15 protein-coding genes are annotated in these 16511 nt (G+C 43.2%); 9 read left to right on the forward strand and 6 right to left on the reverse strand.

The annotated features are described in order from the left end of the window. Genes ACTNC6_RS02115 through ACTNC6_RS02130 form a run of 4 tightly spaced genes read left to right on the forward strand, consistent with a single transcriptional unit; the run spans position 1 to position 3650 of the window. Positions 1–1008 (forward strand): biotin-dependent carboxyltransferase family protein, encoded by a 1008-nt coding sequence (locus tag ACTNC6_RS02115; protein WP_441035445.1) that lies wholly within the window; start codon positions 1–3, stop codon positions 1006–1008. Positions 1009–1050: 42 nt separating this feature from the next. Further along, positions 1051–1488, forward strand: a complete 438-nt coding sequence (gene accB / locus ACTNC6_RS02120) for an acetyl-CoA carboxylase biotin carboxyl carrier protein (protein WP_441043099.1) — start codon at positions 1051–1053, stop codon at positions 1486–1488. An 18-nt stretch (positions 1489–1506) separates the two neighbouring features. Beyond that, positions 1507–2856: an acetyl-CoA carboxylase biotin carboxylase subunit gene (accC, locus tag ACTNC6_RS02125; RefSeq protein ID WP_008707547.1), complete on the forward strand. Its 1350-nt coding sequence runs from the start codon at positions 1507–1509 to the stop codon at positions 2854–2856. A 23-nt stretch (positions 2857–2879) separates the two neighbouring features. Further along, positions 2880–3650 (forward strand): LamB/YcsF family protein, encoded by a 771-nt coding sequence (locus ACTNC6_RS02130; RefSeq protein ID WP_025577218.1) that lies wholly within the window; start codon positions 2880–2882, stop codon positions 3648–3650. Between the two features lie 115 nt (positions 3651–3765). Here the strand turns inward: ACTNC6_RS02130 and ACTNC6_RS02135 are convergent, their stop codons facing one another. Further along, complete coding sequence (locus ACTNC6_RS02135; protein ID WP_008707544.1) at positions 3766–4392, reverse strand: AAA family ATPase; 627 nt, start codon at positions 4390–4392, stop codon at positions 3766–3768. 150 nt (positions 4393–4542) lie between these two features. On the opposite strand from ACTNC6_RS02135, the gene ACTNC6_RS02140 reads away from it, so the two are divergent. Next, positions 4543–5544, forward strand: coding sequence for a TAXI family TRAP transporter solute-binding subunit (locus ACTNC6_RS02140; protein WP_441035448.1), 1002 nt, complete (start codon positions 4543–4545; stop codon positions 5542–5544). Positions 5545–5549: 5 nt separating this feature from the next. Next, positions 5550–7517 carry a TRAP transporter permease gene (locus ACTNC6_RS02145; RefSeq protein ID WP_441035450.1) on the forward strand — a complete coding sequence of 656 codons (1968 nt, stop codon included), beginning with the start codon at positions 5550–5552 and terminating at the stop codon, positions 7515–7517. A gap of 56 nt (positions 7518–7573) precedes the next feature. Here ACTNC6_RS02145 and rfbD read toward each other — a convergent pair whose 3' ends face one another. The 4 genes from rfbD to ACTNC6_RS02165 form a co-directional block, all read right to left on the reverse strand. Next, positions 7574–8515 (reverse strand): dTDP-4-dehydrorhamnose reductase, encoded by a 942-nt coding sequence (gene rfbD, locus ACTNC6_RS02150; RefSeq protein WP_441043100.1) that lies wholly within the window; start codon positions 8513–8515, stop codon positions 7574–7576. A 3-nt stretch (positions 8516–8518) separates the two neighbouring features. Further along, positions 8519–9547 (reverse strand): dTDP-glucose 4,6-dehydratase, encoded by a 1029-nt coding sequence (gene rfbB, locus ACTNC6_RS02155; RefSeq protein ID WP_008707535.1) that lies wholly within the window; start codon positions 9545–9547, stop codon positions 8519–8521. Between the two features lie 37 nt (positions 9548–9584). Next, positions 9585–10481, reverse strand: coding sequence for a glucose-1-phosphate thymidylyltransferase RfbA (gene rfbA, locus ACTNC6_RS02160; RefSeq protein WP_173743443.1), 897 nt, complete (start codon positions 10479–10481; stop codon positions 9585–9587). A gap of 176 nt (positions 10482–10657) precedes the next feature. Beyond that, positions 10658–11839 (reverse strand): MerR family transcriptional regulator, encoded by a 1182-nt coding sequence (locus ACTNC6_RS02165; protein WP_441043101.1) that lies wholly within the window; start codon positions 11837–11839, stop codon positions 10658–10660. A 315-nt stretch (positions 11840–12154) separates the two neighbouring features. Between ACTNC6_RS02165 and ACTNC6_RS02170 the strand changes: the two genes are divergently transcribed. The 3 genes from ACTNC6_RS02170 to ACTNC6_RS02180 are packed head-to-tail and all read left to right on the forward strand — an operon-like array spanning position 12155 to position 14769. Next, positions 12155–12898, forward strand: coding sequence for a DUF3825 domain-containing protein (locus ACTNC6_RS02170; protein WP_441035456.1), 744 nt, complete (start codon positions 12155–12157; stop codon positions 12896–12898). 53 nt (positions 12899–12951) lie between these two features. Further along, on the forward strand, positions 12952–13998 hold the full coding sequence (locus tag ACTNC6_RS02175) for an acyltransferase (protein WP_441043102.1): 1047 nt from the start codon (positions 12952–12954) through the stop codon (positions 13996–13998). A 30-nt stretch (positions 13999–14028) separates the two neighbouring features. Continuing rightward, positions 14029–14769: a hypothetical protein gene (locus ACTNC6_RS02180; protein WP_441043103.1), complete on the forward strand. Its 741-nt coding sequence runs from the start codon at positions 14029–14031 to the stop codon at positions 14767–14769. A gap of 62 nt (positions 14770–14831) precedes the next feature. Here the strand turns inward: ACTNC6_RS02180 and ACTNC6_RS02185 are convergent, their stop codons facing one another. Next, positions 14832–16412 carry a hypothetical protein gene (locus ACTNC6_RS02185; protein WP_441043104.1) on the reverse strand — a complete coding sequence of 527 codons (1581 nt, stop codon included), beginning with the start codon at positions 16410–16412 and terminating at the stop codon, positions 14832–14834. Positions 16413–16511 lie beyond the last annotated feature (99 nt).

The following is a 16511-nucleotide window of genomic DNA, read 5'->3' on the forward strand; positions in this document are numbered from 1 at the left end:
ATGGGAATTCGTATATTAAAAGGCGGAATGATGACAACGGTTCAGGATCTGGGACGTTATGGATATCAGAGTCAGGGATTCAGTGTAGCAGGAGTCATGGATGTCCGTTCATTCAAAATAGCCAATCTTCTTCTGGATAATCCGGAGAATGAGGCAGTATTGGAGATAACGCTGATAGGCCCAACCCTTGAATTTACATCAGCTACTATCATTGCAATCACAGGCGGAGATTTCCAGCCAACCATTAATGGAGAGCCGGCTCCCATGTATACAGCCCTGTATATAAATAAGGGAGATGTACTGAAATTTGGAAGCGCCAGAACGGGAAGCAGAGGTTATATTGCTTTTTCCAGTTATCTGGATATTCCGGTAGTGATGGGAAGCCGATGCACCAATTTAAAGAGTGGTCTGGGCGGATTTAAGGGAAGAAAACTGGAAGCGGACGATTATATCGGATTTCGTATTAAGAGACGTTATCTGCCGTTTTTCCTTTCCCGAAAGCTTGACATGGATGAGTTTGATCAGACAGAAGCAACACTGCGGGTAGTAATGGGACCGCAGGATGGTATGTTCAGCAAACAGGGCATCCAGACTTTCCTGGGCAGTGAGTATACAGTGACAAATGAATTTGACCGTATGGGCTGCAGGCTGGAGGGACCGTTTATTGCTCCTAAGGAGACTTCGGATATTATCTCCGACGGAATCGCATTTGGGGCTATACAGGTACCTTCCCATGGTAAACCTATCATTCTGCTGGCTGACCGTCAGACAACGGGCGGTTATGGGAAAATTGCCACAGTGGCATCTGTGGATATTCCCAAGCTGGTACAGAGAAAAACAGATGATAAGATACATTTCAAGGCAATTACCGTACAGGAGGCTCAGGCTCTTTATGTTGAGGAAATGAAAGAACTTGACGGACTGAGAAAGATCATTCATCAGCCATGTAAAGAGGTTCTGGATTGCCGTCTGGTGGCAAAGAGACTGCGCAAGCTGTTTGAAGAATAATCGTAAAAAATAATATAAAATAGACAGAAAGGATAATGTTCGATGGATTTAGAGAAGATTGAAGGACTGGTAAAGATTATTGAGGATTCATCCCTTAATGAATTCACATATAAGGACAAGGATGTAAAGATTACAATGAGCAAGCTGGATCATCCTCCTGTAGTTGCAGCGGGAGTTCCTGTGGCTGCATCTGCACCTGTGAATACAATTGTGGAAAAATCAGAGGAAGAAGAGGAGGAAAGTCTGTTTATCACTTCTCCTATCGTAGGAACCTTCTATTCTGCAGCTGCTCCGGATGTACCTGCTTTTGTAAAGGTGGGAGATCAGGTAAAAGCAGGACAGACAGTGTGCATTCTTGAAGCTATGAAGCTTATGAATGAGATCCAGAGTGACTATGACTGTGAGATTGAAGCAGTTCTGGTAAGTAATGAACAGAAAGTAGAATATGGACAGCCTCTGTTCCGTGTTAAGAGACTGTAGGATAAGGAGGCTTTCATATTGTTTAATAAAATTTTGATCGCCAACCGTGGGGAGATTGCAGTTCGGATCATACGTGCCTGCAGGAATCTGGGGATCCGAAGTGTAGCTGTTTATTCAAAAGAAGATGCTAAGAGCCTTCATGTACAGCTGGCAGACCAGCGTATCTGTATCGGAGAAGGTCCTGCCAGAAACAGCTACCTGAACATGGACCGGATCATTGCTGCAGCAGAAAATATGGGAGCAGATGCTATCCATCCCGGTTTTGGCTTTCTTTCAGAAAACAGTGAGTTTGTCCGCAAATGCAAAGAAAACGGAATTACCTTTATCGGACCGGATGCGGATGTGATCGATAAGATGGGAAATAAATCCCATGCCCGTAAAACCATGATGGATGCCGGTGTACCGGTTGTACCGGGAACAAAGGAACCTGTATACGATGCAGAAACAGGTAAAAAACTGGCTGAAGAGATTGGATATCCGGTTATGATCAAGGCTTCCTCAGGCGGTGGTGGCAAGGGAATGCGTGTGGCTGCAAATGAGGATGAATTTGAATTTCAGTTTAATATGGCACAGAGAGAATCAGCCAATGCTTTTGGGGATGATACCATGTACATTGAACGTTTTGTAGAAAATCCCCGCCATGTGGAGATCCAGATTATGGCAGACAGTCATGGAAATGTGGTGGCACTGGGAGAACGTGACTGTTCGGTACAGAGAAATCATCAGAAGCTGATTGAGGAATCCCCTTCCCCTGCCATTGATGAAGAAACTCGCAGGAAAATGAATGAATATGCAGTTCTTGCTGCGAAAACAGTAGGTTATACCAATGCAGGAACGATTGAATTTATCGTAGACCCCAAAGGCAACTTCTATTTCATGGAAATGAATACCAGAATCCAGGTGGAGCATGGAGTAACAGAGATGGTTACAGGCACAGATCTGATCATTGAGCAGATTCGTGTGGCTATGGGAGAGGAGTTAAGCTTTAAACAGGAAGATATCCGGATTAAAGGACATGCTATTGAATGCCGTATCAACGCAGAGATTCCTGAGAAAAATTTCATGCCAAGTCCCGGAGTAGTACAGCATATGCATCTTCCGGCAGGCAACGGAGTCCGGGTGGATACTGCCCTTTATACAGGCTACAAGATTCCGTCAGAGTATGATTCCATGATTGCGAAGGTAATCGTTCATGCACCTGATAGAGAGGCTGCCCTGCAGAAAATGCGCTCTGCGCTGGATGAGATGGTGGTCATGGGTGTGGAGACAAACCTTGATTTCCAGTATCAGATTATGAAGAATCAGGTATTCTGCGACGGAAAGGCAGATACGGGATTTATAGAAAATGTGCTGAAAATCAAAGGATGATAAATAAAAAAGAGGTAAGATGAATGTATACAGTAGATTTAAACAGTGACCTGGGAGAGAGCTTTGGAAACTATAAAATCGGTAATGATGATAAGGTCATTCCGCTGATCTCCTCTGCAAATGTAGCCTGCGGTTATCATGCTTCAGATCCGGTAGTTATGGGAAATACGCTGGCAATGGCAAAGGAAGCGGGAATTCGTATAGGAGCACATCCGGGTTTTCCTGATCTGATGGGCTTCGGAAGAAGAAATCTGAGTGTTTCCCCTGCAGAGGCAAAAGCATATGTGCTTTATCAGCTGGGTGCACTGGATGCATTCTGCAGAGTAACCGGTGTAAAAATGCAGCATGTAAAGCCTCATGGAGCCTTATATAATATGGCTGCAGAGGACTATGCCCTTTCTACTGCGATCTGTGAAGCAATCAAAGAATTTGACAGCAGTCTGATCGTACTTGCTCTTTCCGGCGGACAGCTGGCAAAGGCTGCTCAGGATATGGGCCTGCGTACAGCTATGGAGGTTTTTGCAGACCGCGCCTATGAAGAAGATGGTACTCTGGTAAACAGACGTAAGGAAGGTGCTGTGATCACTGATGAAAATGAGGCTATTGTCAGGGTGATTCGTATGGTCAAAGAGAAAAAGATTACTGCAATTACAGGAAAAGATATTGATATTCAGGCAGATTCTGTCTGCGTTCATGGAGACGGAGCCAAGGCTCTGGCGTTTGTGGAAAAAATCAGAGAGGCTTTTGCAAAAGAAGGAATCCAGATCCGTTCTCTGGATGAGTTTGTAAAATAAAAGAAATTTAGAAACAACTATTAAAAGGACTGAAGTAAAGAGGCTGTGGCACAGATTTTCTGATTGCCACAGCCTTGTTGCTGTTTTTGCTGTTTTACAGCTGGCAGCGGTCCTTCTACTGATGTTTCAGATTCAACCCCTGCTGTTTTGCAAGTGAAGTGATAATCTCAATGCAGTTATCGTATCCAAGGGTTCCGGTATCCAGACACAGGTCATAATCGTGATAAGTGCCAAGTTCATGTTTTGTATAGGTTTTGAAATAGGTTTCACGCAGGTTATCCATTTTTGTGAGATATTTTCTGGGATCTTCCTTTCCGTTTAAGCCTAATTTCTGAATATGTTCTGTGCGGAGATTCACATCTGCATGAAGGAAAATATCCAGACTAGGAATACCGGCATTTCGCAGAATAAGATTGGAACAGCGGCCGATAATAATACAGTCCTGTTCTGCTGCGAACTGAAGGATCAGCTCTTTCTGAGCCTGGTAAATAGCATCATGGGAACTGAAATAGCCTGCAGAGTTATTCAGAATGTTGTCCAGAAGTCTGGCGCTGCGGCTCAGATTTTCACCCTCACGATCAATATCCTCCTGGGAATATCCGCTTCTGGCAGCAGCCTGTTTCGCGAAATCCCGATCGTAATATGGGATACCAAGCCTTTCTGAAACTACTCTTGCAATACTGTGTCCCCCGGCACCAAACTCCCGGCTGATTGTGATGACAGGGTATTTTCTTTCGGACATAATAGATACCTCCATTGGGTTGTTATTTATTTTGTTATCCATGTTTTTCCTTTATTGTAACGTTTTTTGTAAGATTATTCAATAAAGATTATCATTTTTGAAAAAATATGTTATAATTCAAAATATTATGTACCTGAAGGAGATGGATTTATGAGAAACAAAGAGCTTTTCAGAGGCAGGAGAAAAACTGGCAGGCTTGTTGGCCTTGTTTTGACTCTTGCGCTTGCAGTCAGCCTTCTGAGTGGCTGCGGACAAAGTAAAGAACGTCTGACGTTCGGTACCGGCGGTACGGCGGGAACGTATTATTCCTACGGTGGTGTGCTGGCCCAGTATATTACCAATAATACAAATGTAAAGGTTACAGCGGTTTCTACAGGTGGTTCCAAAGCGAACCTGCAGTCAGTACAGGACGGAGATTTTCAGCTTGGATTTGTCCAGTCAGATGTAATGGCCTATGCATGGGACGGTGTAAGAGCATTTGAACAGGACGGTGCAACCCATGATTTCAGGACTCTGGGCGGCCTGTATGCAGAGACTGTCCAGCTGTTTACCATGGATCCTGACATTAAGACAGTGGAAGATCTGAAGGGCAAGAGCGTATCTATCGGTGCGGCAAACTCCGGTGTATATTTCAATGCTCTGGATGTTTTAAATGCAGGCGGCATTACCCTGGATGATATCCATCCCCAGTATCTGTCTTTTGAGGACAGCAAGGAATCTTTGAAGGATGGGAAAATTGATGCTGCGTTTATTGTTGCAGGTGCACCTACAACAGCTATCACAGAGCTTGCAACTACCAATGGTGTCTATATGATCAATATTAATGGCGCGATCAGGGATTCAATTTTGAGTGACTGTCCATATTATACATCCTACCAGATTCCGGCAGGAACCTATCCGGGACAGGATGAGCCTGTAGAAACCATCACAGTCAAGGCGACGATCGTAGTGTCCGAATCTCTGGATGAGGATACAGTTTATGATATGACTGCGGCAATTTTTGACCATGCAGATGAGATTTCTGCTGAGAATGCAAAAGGAGCGGAGCTTTCTCTGGAAAATGCTACTTCCGGTATGACCATTCCTTTCCATAAGGGTGCGGCGCGTTATTATGCAGAGCATGGAATTACAGTGGATACGAAAGGGGAATAGTCAGGATGAAAGACAATAAGATAAAAAAAGCAAACACATCACCGGAAGGGCAGGCTGGTTCTGAGAACATGAGCACAGCAGATGTAGATGCAGTAATGAAGAAATATGACCGCGAATCAAACGTTCGTGTGTGGACTGGTAAATATAAGCTGGCTGTACGTGGCCTGCTGGTTGCCTTTTCTCTGTGGTGTATCTATGTTACCTTATTTGCCACATTCCTGGAGGAAATCCGACTGACTTCTTTTCTGGGGCTGATCATTCTTATCGGATTTCTTACCTATCCGGCGAAAAAAGGAGATATCAGAGAAAACTACATGCCGATTGGCGACATTATTTTTATGATCGCAGGCACAGGAGCTTTTCTGTATTTTACTTTTTCTGCAAATCAGATCATCAATCAGGGTACCAGATTTGCCCCTTATCAGATTGTGATCGGTATTATCGGTATTGCTGCACTGATCGAGCTTACCAGACGATGCGTGGGCCTGCCGATCCTGTTTGTGGCAGGTTTTTTTCTGATTTATGCACTGGCTGTAGGGCTTACCAATCCGGCATTTTTGGGAAGAGTGAAATTCCTGGTGCGGAATCTTTTCTACACAAAAGAGGGTATTTTCTCCACACCTGTAAATGTATGCTCTAAATATATTGTGGTATTTATTATTTTCGGTGCGTTTCTGGAGAGAACAGGAATCTCCAACTTCTTTATTCAGCTGGCTAACTGCATTGCAGGAAAATATGCAGGTGGACCGGCAAAGGTAGCGGTTATCAGTTCTGCACTCTGTGGAATGGTATCCGGTTCCTCTGTAGGTAACACAGTAACAACTGGTTCTGTTACAATCCCGATGATGAAGGACACAGGCTACAAACCGGAATTTGCCGGAGCAGTAGAAGCTGCTTCTTCCACAGGTGGACAGATCATGCCTCCGATCATGGGAGCTGCCGCATTCCTTATGGCAGATTTTGTGGGTGTACCGTACTCCAACATTATTGTCAGGGCGATTCTGCCGGCATTGTTGTACTTTACAGGAATCTTTATTTCTGTACATCTGGAAGCAAAGAAATTAGGACTTTCCGGAATTCCGAAGGAAAAACTTCCGGTATTTAAGCTTCTGATCCGTAAAATCTATCTGTTATTACCTCTGGTCATGCTGGTAATCTGGGTGTCCGGAAACTATATGACCATGCAGAAGGCTGCCAGCTATGCAATCGTTCTTTCTGTTATCGTAAGTCTTTTTGACAAAGAAAACAGAATCAGTGTTACCAAATGTATTGATGCGCTGGAAGCAGGAGGAAGAGGTGTTATCTCCGTAGCAGTAGCCTGCGGTGTTGCAGGAATCATTTCCGGTTCCATCACCATGACAGGACTTGCCAATGACCTGATCAACGGAATCATCAGTGTTGCAAACGGAAAACTGATCATTGCACTGCTTCTGACTATGCTGTGCTGTATCGTACTTGGTATGGGTGTACCTACCACTGCCAATTACTGTATCATGGCAGCAACCTGTGCTCCGATTCTGGTACGTATGGGAGTACCTACACTGGCAGCTCATTTCTTTGTATTTTACTTTGGTATTGTTGCAGATATCACACCGCCGGTAGCGCTGGCTGCCTACGCAGGTTCAGCCATAGCGAAGGCCAATCCGATGAAGACTGCATTTACAGCCTCTAAGCTGGCTATCGCAGTATTTATCGTACCTTATGTATTCTGCTTCAATCCGGCAATGCTGCTGATCGATACCACACCGCTTAAGGTTGTTCAGATCTTTATCACCTCGCTGATCGGTGTGTTTGGACTGTCATCCTCACTGGAAGGCTTCCTGTCAGTGAAAATGTCTGTGCCGGTTCGTGTCTTAATGGCCGCAGGCGGACTGATGCTGATTGATCCGTCACTGATGACTGATGTTGTGGGAATACTTCTGATTGTGGGATGCTGCGTATGGCAGACAGCGCAGAAGAAGAAAACTGTATAGAGAAGAATAGAAAATCCGGCAAAACACCAGGCTTTTGAGTGTTTTGCCGGATTTTTTCAGAAATCCAGTTCTTTCAGATAACGTCCAAGCGCATCCTGCCAGGTTGGAAGTGGAGTGAATCCATTGGCTGTCAGTTTGCTCTTATCCAGGCGGCTGTTAAATGGACGTGCTGCTTTGGAAGCACCGTATTCAGCAGTTGTGACAGAGTTGACTGTCATGTTTTCCGGGAGATATTCCGCATGTCCCATGGCAGCGGCCTGACGGAAGATTTCTTTTGTGAAATCATACCAGCTGATATAGCCTCCTTCATTGGTTGCATGATAATAACCGTATTTCTCTGTCTCAATCATATCTACCAGAAGTCTTGCAAGATCGTAAGTATAAGTAGGAGTACCGATCTGATCATTGACTACGGAAAGAGTATCATGTGTTTTTCCCAGATTGATCATGGTTTTGATAAAGTTCTTACCATTTTTTCCAAATACCCATGCAATACGGACAATAAAGAATTTATCTACAGTGCCTGATACAGCAAGCTCGCCCTCAAGCTTTGTCTGTCCATAGACATTTAATGGTTTATAGTCTTTGCAGTCCGGTTCCCATGGAGTAGTTCCTTGGCCATCGAACACATAGTCTGTGGAGAGATAGAGCATTTTGATGTTAAGTTCTTTACATACATCAGCAATATTCTGGGTTCCTGTTACATTTACCAGACGGACCTTGGGCTGATTTTCCTCATCTTCGGCAGCATCTACAGCTGTCCATGCAGCACAGTGGATTACTGCATCCACCTTTGCTTCTTTGATAACTTTTTCCACAGATGACTTATCTGTGATATCCATCTGTACGTAAGGCATGGTTGTGACAGCAGTGCCGTCTGCAATTCCGCTGTAGGAAGGAGCAATGTCGCTTCCCACACCTTCATAGCCTCGTTTTGCAAGTTCATTCATAACATCATGTCCAAGCTGACCGTCTACACCTGTTACAAAAACTCTCATAAATTATGCCTCCCCGCGGTTTGCGTACATTTTCTCATAATAGTTCTGATATTCACCGGAGATGATGGTTTCCCACCATTCTTTGTTATCCAGATACCATTTGATGGTCTTTTTGATACCGTCTGCGAATTTTGTTTCCGGTAACCAGCCAAGTTCGTTGTGAATCTTAGTCGGGTCGATTGCATAACGCATGTCATGACCTTTACGGTCTGCTACGTAGGTGATCAGGCTTTCTGGTTTGCCAAGTTCTTTGCAGATGATCTTAACGATATCAATGTTTGTCATTTCATTGTGTCCGCCGACGTTGTAAACTTCTCCAACACGTCCTTTGTGGATGATCAGGTCGATTGCGCGGCAATGATCTTCTACATAGAGCCAGTCACGAACGTTTTCGCCTGTTCCGTATACCGGAAGTGGTTTGTCATTTAATGCATTGGCGATCATTAACGGAATCAGTTTTTCCGGGAAGTGATATGGTCCGTAGTTATTGGAGCAGCGGCTGATGGTTACAGGCAGTCCGTAGGTTCTGTGGTAAGCCAGTACCAGAAGGTCTGCAGAAGCCTTGGAAGAGCTGTAAGGGCTGCTTGTGTGGATCGGAGTTTCCTCTGTGAAGAACAGGTCAGGTCTGTCTAATGGAAGATCTCCGTAAACTTCATCAGTGGATACCTGATGATAACGTTTGATTCCGTATTTGCGGCATGCGTCCATAAGAACAGCAGTGCCGATAATATTTGTGGTAAGGAACACTTCCGGATTTTCGATAGAACGGTCTACATGGCTCTCAGCTGCAAAGTTAACAACCATATCAGGATGTTCTTCCTCAAAAAGCTTGTAAACTGCTTCACGGTCTGTGATGCTTTCCTTTACAAAACGGAAGTTAGGGTTGTCCATAACAGGTGCAAGAGTGGAAAGGTTTCCTGCATAAGTCAGACAGTCCAGACAGATGATGCGATAGTCCGGGTATTTTTTTAACATGTGAAAAATAAAGTTGCTTCCGATAAATCCGGCACCGCCGGTTACGATAATATTCATTATGGTTCTCCTTTTTTATTATATATATTTAAGTATCTTAATGAAGAATATCCAGATATTTTCCATCCAGAACGTCTTTTAAATACTGGCCATACTGATTCTTCTTCAGTACCTCATAAACCTTCAGTACATCGTCTTTGGTGATCCAGCCGTTGAGATATGCAATCTCCTCCAGACAGCCAATCTTGCGGTGCTGGTGGCTCTCCATTGTTTTTACAAAGTTGGTAGCTTCTACAAGACTTTCATGTGTACCGGTATCCAGCCATGTGAATCCCTGACCCAGAAGTTCTACATTTAATTCCCCTTTTTCCAGATAGATGCGGTTCAGGTCTGTGATCTCAAGTTCGCCTCTGGCGCTTGGTTTCAGGTTTTTGGCATATTCTACAACACGATTATCATAAAAATATAATCCTGTGACACAATAGTTGCTCTTCGGATGTTCCGGTTTCTCTTCAATAGAGATCGCTTTGCCTTCATGATCGAATTCTACAATACCGAATCTCTCCGGATCGTCTACATAATATCCGAAAACAGTAGCACCTTCTCCGGATTCTGCATTCTGTACTGCTGCTTTCAGTCGCTTTTTCAGACCATGTCCTGCAAAAATATTATCGCCAAGAACCATAGCAACGGTATCGTTTCCGATAAACTCCTCACCAATGATAAATGCCTGTGCAAGTCCGTCCGGGCTTGGCTGTACAGCGTAGGTAAGGTGAACACCAAACTGATGTCCGTCACCCAGAAGCTCCTCAAAACGAGGGGTATCCTGCGGAGTGGAGATGATCAGGATGTCACGGATCCCTGCGTTCATCAGTACAGACATTGGATAGTAGATCATTGGTTTATCATAGATGGGTAAAAGCTGTTTTGATGTTACCATTGTGAGCGGGTAAAGGCGTGTGCCGGAGCCGCCTGCTAAAATAATACCTTTCATGAGTATTCTCCTTTTTCCTTGTCAGTACAGCTGCTCATATACAGGACTGCACTGAATGTAGATAGCTTTCTGTGTTACCGGAGATTTCCAATCTTTCTCCGGTTTATGATAATTGTATTATAAAAGGTGACCTAGCGTCACCTTCAAGCACTTTTTACAAAAAAATTAAATTTTGGTTATTTTTCACAAAAAAAGATACCGGCATCCTTGGTAATGAAGAAACCATCTCTGGTCTTTCTTGATACAAAAGAGCGAAAATCCTTATATCTGTCCAGGAGATATTGATTTTGATTTCCGTGGCAGGAAAGAATATAGGAGATCAGAGGTTCTGCATCAGGAACCAGAAGGGAGTCCTCATAGTTTTTCCAGGAAATATGGGAAAAATAGGGAGATAAGATCTGCCTTCCGTTTTCTCTGCCAAAACGTTCATAAAGTTTGTCTGCAGATAGGACGATCCGGCTGTCAAAGTCCTGTACCAGCTGGCTGACTTCCTGCATGTGGCGGCTTCCATAAGTACTGCAGACGAATTTTCCGCCGGGAACAAGGACACGGTGGATTTCTCTGCATACTGCGGGAATATCTTCACAGTAGAAAAGTACATGATCAGCGATTACCAGATCGAAGCTGTTATTTTCGTAAGGGATTTCTGAACAGTCGAAAGCCTCAAAGGAGAAGCGGTTGTCTTTACGGCCCAGAGCACGTCTTGCGTCCCAAAGCATTCCGGAGGACAGGTCAGAAAGGGTGATAGAAATATTGGCTGGTAAAAGGGAACGGTTCTGTGTCCAAAGTGCTCCGTCACCACAGCCAAGCTCCAGGATTTTCATATGGGGACCAATCCGGCACTGTTCATAAACCCATGGAAACCAGCCTTGCTTATTTTGGGAATAGAGGCTGTGCAGATTAATACGGGAAGAAATATTGGAAGCATTCTGATATTGGTTTTTCATACTTTTTTCCATACCGGTCAGGTGAATCAGATCAAGCATCTGATTCCAGTCAATAACATGTCTGGAGCGGATTGCTTCTGTAGTGTCCTGGATTGCTTTTTCCACCAGCTGCATCTGTTCAATCCGGTCTCTGACCAGCTTCAGCTGAATATTCAGAGAATTTTCCATGAAATGATAATCTGTGTCATCAATGATCATTTCGCGGATATCGTCCAATGAAAAGCCCAGATATTTCAGCAACAGAATCTGTGAGAGTCTGGCAAAATCGCTGTCTGTGTAAAAACGGGCGCCTGATTCCGTTACAAAAGATGGTTTTAAAAGATCCTGTTTGTCATAATAACGTATGGTACGAAGCGTTACATGGGCCATACGTGCAAATTCACCGGAAGAGTAGTAACCCTTTTTTTTCATATTAAATCTGTTCCTTTCTGAGTTTTCCCTGATATCTACCAATTGCTCCGTTGCGAAGCAGCTTACACAATTCTCATTATAATATGAAATAATAATAAGGGCAATAATAAGACTGAAGTTGGAAAGCACTTGTTATTTCTAAAAAAATATGCTATGTTTAGTTAAAGATTTCCCGTTACTGTTCGCTTAGTTTTCAGTAACGATTTCACAAAAGAGTACGAATTCTGATCTGGCAGTTCTGCCGTAAATTTTCCAAAATACAATATAATGATACAGGATTAAAAAGTGAATGATCAATAAAGCAGGAGGAAATACATGAATTTATTTGATTTTACCTACTGTGGGGACTATAACCGGCAGATTATGAATCTTGCAGGGATTGTACCGGAGCGGTGGAGTTATTCCGGCACAGAAGATAATGGAATTCTGAAAGGATATCTGGAGCATACATTTAAACGACTTTATGAGGAGGGAAAAGTCTGGGAAAAGGAAAAATTTGCAATCTTTAATACAGGACTCTTTAATCATTATTATCAGCCAGTCTATGCTTTTTTTATTCCCAATCTGGTTCCGGACAGGCAGAGATGGTTTCTGGACGGCTTTTATACGGATTATTATTTAATGAAGGAAGGGATTACTGACCTGCCGCAGCGGGCATGTTATGTGAATGATCCTTCAGAACTGGTATTTGATACCAAGCTTCCCATTATACCCCAATATGATCATATTTTCGGGGATACAGACAATGCAGAGCGGCTTCCCACAGAGGTGCGGGAGAGTAGTATGCGTCTGCAGCTGTTTGACGGTGCACTGAAGCAGACCAGGAGAATGCTGGAAGCAGATTATAAAACTGCCATTCCCCAGTATTATAATCATTCCATACAGCTTTTGCTTCCTATCTGCCTGCGTCATCCCGGTAAACCAGACCTGGCTCTGGCCTGTATGAAAACCTCTGATGGAGGCAGATATCTGGGGAGAACCTGCCTGACTCTCAGAATGGCCTATCATAATGCCAGGCTTCTGGCAAGACAGGACAGGAGCTGGCTGTTACCGTCTTGACAGAAAAAAAGGCCTTTGCTATACTGTCATGCTGTAAAGGAAGCGTAAGAATTATGAGAAACAAATGTTTAGATGGTATGAAGGCAATTGCAGCATGTATGGTTATTTTTATCCATATTGACCTGCCCGGACAAACCGGTGTATTTATAGAAGCCTTGTCAAGATTTGCAGTTCCGTTTTTCTTTATGATATCCGGTTATTTCTGTTATTATAATGGAAAAGATGCTTCTGACAAAATCCCGGGAAAAATATTTCATATTGTAAAACTGATGATTTTTGCAATGGCTTTTTATTTTATCTGGGAAATCAGTAAAAGACTGGTAACAGGGGAAAATCTTTACAGATGGATCAGGGAAGTTACAGACAGACAGAATATTATGAGGCTGCTTTTGTATAACAGTACTTCTCCGCTGCGTGGACACTTGTGGTTTTTGCCGGCATTGATTTATTGTTATATGCTGGATTATTTGATAGAGAGATTTCATTTGCGTAAAATTGCATTTTTGTGTATCCCGGTATTGTTGGGCGGACTCTTATGGAGAGGGTATTTCAGCAGTTTTTTTGGATATTCCTATCGTATTATGGAATACAGAAACTGGCTTTTTACAGGTATGTCCTTTTATCTTCTGGGTCAGATGTTCCATGAATATCTATATTGGTTTCGCAGAAAGATTGGTTATATTACTCTGATTTTGATAATGACAGTGGGTATTGGGATGACAATATGGGAATGCTCACAGTTTGGGGCAAAAGAAATATATGTAGGCTCTATTTTGATCTGTATCAGTATTTTTCTTCTGACTGTTCTCTGGGGAACCCGGATCCGGATGCCGGAGGTTTTGACTGCTGTAGGGGCAAAACTGGCTTTTCCGGTTTACCTTTTTCATCTGGCAGTGGGAGACATGATGCGGGTGTTGGCAGTTGCCGGGAATTTTGAGGATAATCTGGCTTATCTGTGGATTCGTCCTTTTGCTGTATGCGTGTTTACAATCGTGATGATTGCACTGGTTTATCGGGGCTGTTCATTCTGGAAAAAATATGATATAGTTGGTATATTGTTCAGGCAGTTTGGCCTGTGGCGTAAAGGCAGTCCATTATAATACAGGTATATTCAGACAAAAGGAGATCAAATGGAGCAAAATAATCAGGAAAAAATATTGGAAGCAACCAAAGATAAACAGACAGGGCATGATGAAAGTGTGCTTAACCCGGTCTATAAAAATGAATCAGATCTGTCACGGAAGGAAAAACGCCTGCTTGAAAAAGAAAAATTAAAGGGAATGGGACCCGGAAAAAAAATTCAATATATCTGGATGTATTATAAGCCGGTAATGTTTGGGATTCTGGCAGCTATCGTGCTTGCATTTGTGTTAAGGGACTGGTATATAAATGCAAAAACAAAAACGGTATTGTCAATTGCGGCTGTTAATTCCCAGCTGAGTGATACAGATGATATAGAAAAACAGGTGGAAGAGCTTCTGGGTGTGACAGAGGATAAATATAGTAAAGTACAGATCGGTGTGAATATTACTACAGATGGAACCGGAGGCAATCTGGACTATTATGCCCAGACCGCATATATGACACAGGTTCAGGCAGGGACTTTGGATGTTATGCTGATGCCGGAGCAGTTATATGATTCATTGAATACAGATGGCATTTTCCTGAACCTGGAAGAATTGCTTGGTGATCATGTTTTCGGGGAATTCGGAACACAGTCTGATCAGACACATATTACCATCAAAGACAGCAGACTGGCAGAGGAATTTGGATTAAGCTATGATACTATTACGATTGTGGTGCCTGCCTCTGCACCTGACCAGAAAAATGCAGCAAAATGGCTGGAAAGTCTTACAAGTGAAGAGCAATAGCTGTAACAGTAAAAAACTGACAGTTTCTAATTTAGAAACTGTCAGTTTTTGGCATTCAGATATTAGTTGATGGATTCATCATCGATTTCTGCATCAGTGTCTGAGCTTCCACCACTTAAAATATAGGTGATCACTTCATCCGGTACACCTGCGGCAGTGAGATTGTCCATAAGCTTTGTGAAATCCATGGATGATACATAGTCAGTCATATCATCATCGTTGGACACATCACACACATCTTTTAAAGAGGCGAGATCAGGAATATCCACTCCGTCACCTTTGCCGGAAACGAATGAAACAGAACCCAGTGTTGCACCTGCACTGACAATACCAAGCTTGATAGAACCGGATTCTGCAGTGCTTGCAATATCTGCATCCAGTGAAAAATTAGTCAGAGGAGAAACATCAGAGCTGTCATCAGACTCATCCGCTACAAAGGAAATGGAGTAGTTTCCATTGATATTACCTTTTTTAGCTTCCGCAGTGTCATAATCCTTTACTTCAATATTGGCAGCAGGTTCATCGTTCATGCTGAACTGGTAGGAACCGTTTAATATGTCATTTTCAATAGTGCCATTTCCGGAAAGTGCATAAACTTCGTCTTCAGCATAGATTTCCAGCAGATATCCATAAGAGGAATCGCTCTTTGGCATCTGCCAGGTGAAAACAGGAGTATCCCCGGAAGCATCATGCATGGTAAGGGAACGGCCAATGATTTCTCCGTCTTCGCCGACCCAGGTTTTAGAAGAAAAATATCCATCCTGGGAAGCCTCATCTAAGGAATCTTCCTTAAGTGCATTCAGACCGCTGTCAACTGCTTCCTGGAATTGCGCATTCAGATCCTGGCTGTCAGGAAGTACAGCAGACCATTTTTCAAGGATTGCTTCAATTTCCTTGTCTGATTTTGCAGTTTCCAGAACAGCAGTAAGAGCTCTGATTGCAGCCTCAGAGTCCAGAGTACCTTCATATACAGTACAGTCCTGGCTGACATCTCCGGCAGTAAGGGTATCGGAAGTACCGTCAGTACTTTTTACATTGTCAATAAGGATGGTGCCGTATTTGTTAAGTAAGGATTCTACTACAGAAGCTTCAGGCATGGCTTCTGTCATATTGTTGAGAAGCTTTACAGAGTCACTCAGACCTTCTGTGGATGCCTCAAGAGTTTCATCATCCTCCGTTTCCTTAAGATTTACTTTCATATATTTATCAGAAAGCTCCGGGACTTTCATGTACATATCTTCTGTATCCGGGTCAAAATAAAAATCTAGGGTGCAGACCTGACTGTCGTTTACGAGAAGTGCCATGGAACCGCCTTCTTTGTTATCTTTGAAAGAGCTGTTGATGGTAACAGAGGCATTATTCAGCCAGGATACATCAAAGGGAGCGACAAATCCCAGAAGTGACCGTCCGGAATCTTCTATATTTACAGTAATATCGCCTTTGATCCCGGAGACAAGATCCTGGCTTTGCTCCAGAGAGGTGGCATAGGACGCAGCAAATTCGCCGGCTATCTTTGCCAGGGCACTTTTTTCGATATCAGCATAACTGTCTGCGGCAAAAGCGGCAGAAGGCATGGATGTTGCGCTTAAAACCATAGCAGTACAAAGAACTGCAGTTTTCTGTAACCATTTTTTTCTTTTCATAGAGAACCTCCTTTTAATTAAAGTGAATAAGAGATATCCATAGGGAGTATTAATTATTGGCAGAAAAATTTAGTTATAAAATCTGATAATTAATAGACA

Origin of the sequence: Blautia sp. HCP3S3_C4 (genome assembly GCF_052064095.1) — a bacterium.
Classification (GTDB): Bacteria; Bacillota; Clostridia; order Lachnospirales; family Lachnospiraceae; genus Blautia_A.